The sequence below is a fragment of the Candidatus Symbiopectobacterium sp. genome (assembly GCF_020054415.1).
In the GTDB taxonomy this organism is placed as follows: domain Bacteria; phylum Pseudomonadota; class Gammaproteobacteria; order Enterobacterales; family Enterobacteriaceae; genus Symbiopectobacterium.
Map to the genome: position 1 here is coordinate 1 of NZ_JAHWCO010000440.1, position 7,326 is coordinate 7,326.

Sequence of the window (7,326 nt, forward strand, 5' to 3'; positions counted from 1 at the left end):
ATGTGCACACTCAATACGCTGCGTATACAGCTTGCTAACAATGTGTTTTACTTCTGGAAGTTCGTCGTTGTAAGCCCTGTAGCCATCCTTGTTTGCATGACTGACGACGGTAACGCTGATGGCCACTTTTGCCATAACCGTGTTTTTTCACAGGAGATGTCTGTTCACAAAACGGGCATCTTACATCAACTTTAGCCGCTGTATTCCACATCCAAAACCGGACATTTCACACTGTAATCAACATATTGAATACACGACCCAGCACCTCACCAAACAGAATGCCAACAGCCGCCCCCCCCCCAGCGCCGCGCCCACCTGCTGTACCGTAGAAACCACCCCAGATGCCATACCAGCCTGAGTTTTATCGACAAAGCCCAGCACCACATTTAGCAACGGCGTCATGATGAATCCCTGACCGACACCGACCATAATCAGCGCGGGAATGAGTCGCACAGCAACTAACGCCGCTCCCGCCATGCTCACCTGCACAATCATCCCCCCGATGGAAAGCATATAGACCAACGCACCCACCACGATCGCATGCGTGCCAAAGCGTGCCACCAGTCTCGGTGCAGCCAGCGACGCCAGCATAAAACCCACGCTACAGGGAGTAAAGATACTGCCCGCCACCAGAGGATCAAGACCTAGCCCGGTTTGCATCAGCAATGCAAAACACAAAAAGAAGGAACTTGACGTCGAATAAACCAGCAACACCAGTACAGCCCCCAACGCAAAACGGCGTTGCGATAGCAACTGCATATCGACAAGAGGGGCCCCACCGCGCACCCGCCGCCGTTCCTGCTGCCGGAAAAACAATGCAAGCAGCGCCATTGCTGTACCCAGCGACCAGAGACTCCAACCCGGCCAGCCTTGTGCTGGCCCCTCGATCAGTGCCACCAACAACAGCGTCAACCCTGTACTGCTTAACGCTATTCCCATCCCGTCTAGGGCAGAGCATTGCGGCGCACGAGTTTCAGGAATGCAGCGCGCAGCAGCGATGGCAAACATTCCAATAGGTACATTGATGATAAAGATGCTGCGCCAGCCCAGCCCGAACAGATCGGCACGCACTATCCAGCCGCCTAGCACCTGACCCGCAATCGCAGACAAACCGAGCGTCATTCCTAACAGGCCAAAGGCACGGCGGCTGTTATCCCCGCTGAAATTGACACGGATGGATGCATAGACCTGAGGAAACAACAAGGCGGCGGACAAGCCTTGCAACGCCCGCGCTCCGATCAAAAAAACCGGCGCCCGGTGCCAGACCGCATAGTACTGATGACAGGATGAAGCACGCCATGCCGACAATAAACAATTTACGGCGACCAAACCGATCACCCAGTCGTCCGCCGGTGATGAGCAAGACACCGAAGGCCAACTCGTAGCCAGCCACGATAAAACCGATCTGTGAAAAGTTCGCGCCCATCCCTGTTTGTATACTCGGGATAGCCACATTGACCACGAACAGGTCGAAGATGGTCATGAAACCGGCTAACAACAGCACGGACAACACCAGCCACGGTGGGCCACTGGCGGCACGCTCGGACGACAGTGTACAACAAGAATTTGTGTTCATAGTGCGCTTCCAAAATCAAGAATCGATCATTCTCAAATTCTTTTTAACCGATTACAATTTAACACGTTATGCTATTACTAAAAATAACGAGATAAACAATGCGAACTCTGGAACGAACCCGCCCCGACTTGGCGGCTTTCCTCCGCACGCACCGTGAGCGCCTTTCTCCCGCCGAGGTCGGTCTGCCCGGCGGTAATCGACGCCGCACACCGGGACTCCGACGTGAGGAAGTTGCCGCGCTCGCAGGTGTTGGCCTGACCTGGTACACCTAGTTAGAACAAGGGCGTGATATCGGAGTATCGGCCAGCTTTCTCGATAATCTGGCGCGGGTGCTTAAACTGGATGCGGCCCAGCGTAGGCACCTGTATCTGTTAGCCCACGAACTCCTCCCCGCAGAACCGGGCAAAACCTGGTGTGTGCGACCGCCATTGGTGCGACGCCTGATGCACGACCTGCCACATCCGTCCTTTGTGCTCAACTTGCGCTGGGACATACTGGGCTTAAATGCTCCGGCCGATACGCTTTTCAGCTTCAGCAAGCACGCGCCAGAACGGCGCAACTTACTGTGGCTGCTGTTCACCGATCCACTGCTGCATCAACGTATGGTCGCCTGGTAGGAACAAGCGCCGCTGATGCTATCGAGCTTCCGCCACGACTTCACGCGTGGCACGCAGGAAGCCAATATTCGCGAACTGGTGAATGACCTGGAGCGAGTGTCACCCGAATTCAAACACTGGTAGCGGCAGCACGACGTTCATGCGTCCTGTAGCGGCGTGCGCAAGCTGGTCATAGACGGTCAGCCCACTCCCTTCGAGCACACCTCGCTAACGGTGGATGAGGACCTGCATCTACGGCTGGTGGTATATGCACAACAACAGCCCAGTGATTGAATAAAGCGGTAACGATGGCTGGAGACACAATCCATCGCACCTTGAACAGAGGTACCCCTATACAAGCCGCTTCACACGCAGTAAAATCCACGCCTTTTTCTTGTTACCGGGAGGGATGACATGTTTATCGGCTTTGACTACGGCACGGCCAACTGTTCCGTTGCATTGATGCAAAATGGCACACCACGCCTGTTACCACTGGAAAACAACTCTCCCTATCTCTCATCCATGCTGTGCGCACCGACACGTGAAGCCGTCAGCGAATGGTTGTGGCGTCATCATCAAGTGGATGCCCAAGACGAAAATGCGCAACTACTGCGGTGCGCCATCAGCTATAACCGCGATGAAGATATTGCCGTTGACATGCACAGCGTACACTTCGGACAAGCGGCGCTGGCGCGTTATATGGATGACCCGCAAGAAGTGTGGTTCGTGAAATCCCCCAAGTCATTCTTGGGCGCAGTAGGGCTCAAACCGCAGCAGATCGCCTTTTTTGAAGATCTGGTGTGCGCCATGATGCTGCATATTCGCCAGCAAGCGGAGCTACAGGCGGGAGATACCATCACACAGGCGGTGATTGGTCGGCCAATCCATTTCCAAAACATCGGTGGCGATGCTGCGGATAAGCAAGCACAGGACATTCTTGAGCGCGCAGCAACCCGCGCCGGGTTTCGTGAGATCGCATTTCAGTTTGAGCCTGTCGCCGCCGGGCTGGATTTTGAAGCGACGCTACAGCAGGAAACGCGGGTGCTGATAGTCGATATCGGCGGGGGGACCACCGACTGCTCGATGTTGCTGATGGGGCCTGCGTGGCACCGCAAGCTAGAGCGCCACGACAGCCTGCTGGGACACAGCGGATGCCGTAACGGCGGCAACGATCTCGATATCCAACTGGCCTTCAAACAGTTTATGCCGCTGCTCGGCATGAATGGCATGACGGAAAAAGGCATTGCCTTGCCGACCTTGCCTTGGTGGAATGCGGTCGCCATTAACGATGTGCCGGCGCAGAGTGCTTTTTACAGCAATGCAACCCGCACTTTGATCAACGAGATGATCCGCGATGCGCGTGAACCGGCACAGATCAAACGCTTATTGAGCGTCTGGCAGCAACGCTTGAGCTACCGCTATGGTGCAACAAGCAGAAGCCTGCAAAATTGCCTTATCCGATACACCGTTGACCGATGTTGCACTGACGTTTATCGAAACCGCGCTAGAAACACGCGTCTCTGCTGAAGAGATGGTTCAGGCGATTGCTCAACCTGTATCGCAGATTCAAACCCAGATTCGCCAGGCGTTGGATGACAGTGGAACACGTCCAGATGTCGTCTATCTGACCGGCGGCAGTGCGCGCTCGCCGCAATTGCGTCTGGCGGTACAACAAACATTGCCTGATGTGACTATCGCCAGCGGTGATGATTTTGGTTCCGTCACTGCCGGATTGGCACACTGGACAAAATTGCTGTTTCCGCGTTAAACGGTGAGTAATGCGTGAGGCTGCTGACAATCCCACCTAAAACGCTCATCCGGCCTACTCCCAGTCATTCCCGCGAAGGCAGGAATCTCGTACAGGCTAAACGCGTTCATTCTGCCAGAGATTCCCGGCTTTCGCAGAGGGTGACAGGGAAAGTGGTTTTCCCATCAATCTGACACGCCCAGAGGGGCGTGTCAGATTTCCACTTATGCCTTTTGGTTCAGTACCAGTTGCCCATTTCTGTCCAACGGGATTTGGGTGCCGGGATCGCGATCCATGCGGATCTTGCCTTGCTGCGCGCCAATTCTGTAAGTGACGTCATAGCCCAGCACTTTCTGGGATTTGTCATATACTGTCTGGCAACGCTGTTGCGTCGTGGTGTAGGTATCATTGTTCTGCATATGGCCCTGAACCTGATTGCCTGCATACCAGCCCGCCAGAGCCCCCGCGGCCGTGGCAATATCCTTGCCTCGACCACCGCCGACCTGATGACCCAATACGCCACCGGCCACCGCGCCAAGCACCGACCCCGCCAGACGATTCTCATCTTGCACCGGACGACGATGGGTTACGCTGACATCACGGCACTCCTAACGCGGTGTTTTCACCGTTTCTTTAATGGGTGTTGCCGAAATAACCTGGGCAAACTGCGGCTCGGGTGAAAAAACCTCCATGCTGGCTACCGCCGCTACGCCTAGAGCAGCAGCCACACCGATACCCACCCTCGCTAACATGGATTTGTTCACAGAAACCTCCTGAATGACCGCTCGCACCTGCTTTATTCTCTGTATCCATGGGCGTCAGAGGATAGTGCCCTTAACGTCAGTACCAGCCATTACAGCGTACGTTGTTTCGTTGATAACTGGCAAAAGTGTGCATTCGAAGAGAAAAAGTGGCAATCAGATTAGTTAACCAAAAGCGTAGATATGTTAATAAAATGCGGTTATTTGGGATTTTTCTTAGGGTTAATTGGCGTTAAGGCGAGATGTTATTCTGAGAGTAAAAAAGAGCTAAATCTTAGCCCTTCAGGAGCGGGCAACGTGCCACCCAAACCGGCAGCACGTTGTAGAACCCCGTCGGTTAATGCAGTTTCAAGCGCGGACGAATCACGCGGTTAATACCGCACACCAGCATCATCAACCCGGTTTTGGTGTAGCCGTGCAAGGCAATCTGGTGCATACGGTACAGTGAGATATACACCACACGCGCAATGCGTCCCTCCACCATCACCGATCCACGCATCAGGTTACCCATCAGGCTGCCGACGGTGCTGAATTTAGACAGCGACACCAATGAACCGTGATCCTTGTAAATATAATGCTTCAGCGCCTGGCCATTGAGCTGGGCAAGGATATTGTGATAGCAACGTGTCGCCATCTGGTGCGCAGCTTGGGCTCGCGGCGGGACAACGCTGCCGCTGGGTTGCAGGCACGATGCGCAATCACCGATGGCATAGATATTCGGATCGCGCGTGGTTTGCAGCGTCGGTTCCACCACCAGTTGATTGATGCGGTTGGTTTCCAGACCAGCGATCTCTTTCATGGCATCGGGTGCTTTGATCCCAGCGGCCCACACCATCAAATCTGCTTCGATAAACTCGCCCTCTTTGGTGTGTAAACCACCGTGTTTCGCTTCCGTGACCACCGTTTTGGTCAGAACACGTACACCGATATTGGTCAACTCCTGATGTGCTGCGGCAGAAACGCGCGGCGGCAACGCGGGCAAAATGCGCTCCCCAGCTTCTACCAGCGTGACGTTCATTGCCTGATTATCCAGCCCTTCAAAACCGTAGCTGTGCAGTTGCTTCACCGCATTATGCAGTTCTGCGGAGAGTTCCACCCCAGTTGCACCGCCGCCGACGATAGCAATGTTGACCTTTTCCTTGTCGTCATTAGCGTTTGAGGTAAATCTCAGGAACAGGTTGAGCATTTCATTGTGGAAACGACGCGCCTGTTTGGGGCTGTCGAGAAAAATACAGTTGTCTTTAACGCCGGTGGTGCCGAAATCGTTGGAGATACTGCCTAGCGCGATCACCAGAATGTCATAGAGAAGCGAACGTTCAGCTACCAGCATTTCACCCTTATCGTTATCGATTTCGGCCAGTCGAATACATTGACTTTTACGATCGATATCCATCAGCGTGCCTAACTGAAAATGGAAGCCATGGTTGCGCGCATGTACCAGATAGCTCAGCGCGTCAATGTCATCATCCATCGAACCTGTTGCTACTTCGTGCAGCAGCGGTTTCCATAAATGACTTTGATTACGATCGACCAAGGTGATCTCAGCTTTGCTTTTACGCCCCAGCTTATGGCCTAGGCTGGTGGCTAATTCCAAACCGCCGGCGCCACCGCCGACAATAACAATTTTTTTAAGTGCTGATGTCAAAACGCCCCCCTGATTGTGAACCAATAGTTAATAAGGCGTAAAAATAATATCCTTACATTACATAGGGTTCTCATAAGTTAAATGCCAAATCTGTGGGAAGAATAGCACTTCAGATCATTTGGTCATACCAAAATTGATATATCAATTTATTTTTTATCCGCTTGATTCGCGGCAAAAAATTTCCTTTTGAATTCATCAAATTATTTTGCAGGTATTGATATCAGTATAGGACACACGACGTTAGACGAGGAACGTCAAACGCCGTGGCAGGGAAAAGGGGAGTAGGGTTGTTATCGATTAACCGAGCGTTTTAAACGCTTTAATGCGCTGAAGATGCGGAGAGATACTTTTGAATTTATGCGTCTGGATGTCGTCCCAAATGACTTCATAGAACGATCCCAACAGTGCGGCACTGCGCTGGCTATCGAGCATTTCATCGTTGCGCGACAGCACAGTCAGACAGCGGTCGCGATTCTTCTCACGGAAATTAGCGACACACTTGGTGGCAATGTCCGCATACTCTTCGGGCCTGTCGATTTTTCCTGCCATGTTCTCTTGCGGGAACAGATTTGGATTAAAAATGACCTGGCGAATATCACATAAAAAGCCGATACGTTCGGCCCAAAAGCCGCCCAGCCCTACACCGCAAATCAGCGGCCGCTCGTCCTGCGCACGCTGGATCAGCTTGTCGACTTGTTTGAGCAAATGTTGCATATCATGCCGGGGATGAAGCGTACTGTAACTCAGCAGCTCAACGTCCTGGTCAATAAACTGCAACTGCAACACTTTTTCATGGTTGCCAGGGCTAGTGGAATCAAAGCCATGCAAGTAGATAATCATCTGAATCTCATCCTCAGGATGGCTTTGTTGAATAAATAGATTTTATGCTGGCAGTCCAGTGAAACGACGGATCCTCGCAACGCAAAATCATGCAGTTAGGCCTCATGAGAAAACTGTACACCTGAGGTGACAAGCATTTTCTACCAAAACTGGCTTGGCAA

At 52.8% G+C, this 7,326-nt stretch carries 3 protein-coding genes and 5 pseudogenes; 2 read left to right on the forward strand and 6 right to left on the reverse strand.

Annotated elements, in window-relative coordinates; all coding sequences use genetic code 11:
* The 3 genes and pseudogenes from QZ506_RS21645 to QZ506_RS12760 form a co-directional block, all read right to left on the reverse strand.
* A partial coding sequence (locus tag QZ506_RS21645; RefSeq protein ID WP_367273022.1) for an IS1 family transposase occupies nt 1–135 on the reverse strand: 135 nt, incomplete at its 3' end.
* Nucleotides 95–211, reverse strand: a pseudogene (locus QZ506_RS12755) (IS1 family transposase); the annotation flags it as partial. The gene QZ506_RS21645 and the pseudogene QZ506_RS12755, both read right to left, overlap by 41 nt.
* A gap of 57 nt (nt 212–268) precedes the next feature.
* Nucleotides 269–1,576 (reverse strand): annotated as a pseudogene (locus QZ506_RS12760) (MFS transporter); the annotation flags it as partial.
* A gap of 290 nt (nt 1,577–1,866) precedes the next feature.
* Here QZ506_RS12760 and QZ506_RS12765 point away from each other — a divergent pair.
* Both QZ506_RS12765 and yegD read left to right on the forward strand, forming a co-directional pair.
* Nucleotides 1,867–2,466, forward strand: a pseudogene (locus tag QZ506_RS12765) (XRE family transcriptional regulator).
* A 120-nt stretch (nt 2,467–2,586) separates the two neighbouring features.
* Nucleotides 2,587–3,940, forward strand: a pseudogene (yegD, locus tag QZ506_RS12770) (molecular chaperone).
* A gap of 203 nt (nt 3,941–4,143) precedes the next feature.
* Here the strand turns inward: yegD and QZ506_RS12775 are convergent.
* The 3 genes and pseudogenes from QZ506_RS12775 to ycfP form a co-directional block, all read right to left on the reverse strand.
* Nucleotides 4,144–4,683: pseudogene (locus QZ506_RS12775) on the reverse strand (glycine zipper 2TM domain-containing protein).
* Between the two features lie 334 nt (nt 4,684–5,017).
* A complete protein-coding gene (locus QZ506_RS12780) occupies nt 5,018–6,325 on the reverse strand; it encodes an NAD(P)/FAD-dependent oxidoreductase (protein ID WP_291971523.1) in 1,308 nt (435 codons plus the stop codon).
* A 297-nt stretch (nt 6,326–6,622) separates the two neighbouring features.
* Nucleotides 6,623–7,165, reverse strand: coding sequence for an alpha/beta hydrolase YcfP (gene ycfP / locus QZ506_RS12785; RefSeq protein WP_264643059.1), 543 nt, complete (start codon nt 7,163–7,165; stop codon nt 6,623–6,625).
* Nucleotides 7,166–7,326 lie beyond the last annotated feature (161 nt).